The organism is Burkholderia sp. Ac-20392, assembly GCF_017104585.1.
GTDB classification, from domain to species: Bacteria; Pseudomonadota; Gammaproteobacteria; order Burkholderiales; family Burkholderiaceae; genus Burkholderia; species Burkholderia lata.
Window position 1 is genome coordinate 1 of sequence record NZ_JAAGPB010001067.1, and the last position, 831, is coordinate 831.

Annotated in this window: 1 pseudogene; it reads left to right on the forward strand. The window is 72.3% G+C overall.

The annotated features are described in order from the left end of the window. Positions 1 to 831: pseudogene (locus tag G3N99_RS40810) on the forward strand (LuxR family transcriptional regulator); the annotation flags it as partial.

An 831-nucleotide genomic window follows, 5' to 3' on the forward strand; every position in this document is an offset into this window, starting at 1 on the left:
CTCGACGACGCGGACGCGCCCGACCGTCTCGCGCGGCTCGCACGCGACACGCCGCTGTTCATTGCGTCGGACGATTCGGATTGGTGCCGGCTGCATCCGCTCGTGCGCGACACGCTGCGCGACCGCTTGGCCGCGGGCCCGGAAGCCGAGCGCAGCGCGCTGCATGCGCGTGCGGCCGCGTGGCTCGACGCGCACGGGATGACCGAGGAAGCCGCCCGCCACGCGTATGCGGCCGGCCAGTTCGATGTGGCCTACGCGCTCGCGCAGCGCTGCCTCGAGGACGCGATCAAGCAGGGTCGCATCAACGACGTGCTCGACTGGCTCGCGCTGCTGCCCGATGCGGAGCTCGACAAGCGCCCGACGCTACGCGTCGCGGTGGCATGGGCGCTGGCGCTCGGCGAGCGCCATGTCGAGGCGCAGCGCCAGATCGCGGGCATCCTCGCGGATCCCGGCACGCCCGCGGCGATGCGCTACGAATGCGCGCTGATCCTCAGCGCGGCCGCGTATTACGCCGACGAAATCGACCACTTCGTCGAGCTGTTCGAACCGTGGGCCGACTTCACGCCACCGGCGGCGACCTGGCTCGCGCAAATGCACGCGAACCGGCTGTCGGCGCGCGCGATCATCGTCGGCGAACCCGCGCAGGCGCGCCGTTTCCAGCACGCGGCGCCGCGCGGCGAAACGGTGGCCGGGTTTGGCTATGTCGCGCGCTGGGGCGAACTGATCACGGGCCTGAGCTACCTGCGCGAGGGCCAGGTCCGGCTGGCCGACGACGCGCTGTCGCCGGCGCTGGCGCGTGCGGAAGCCGATCTCGGACGTCGCCATCCACTC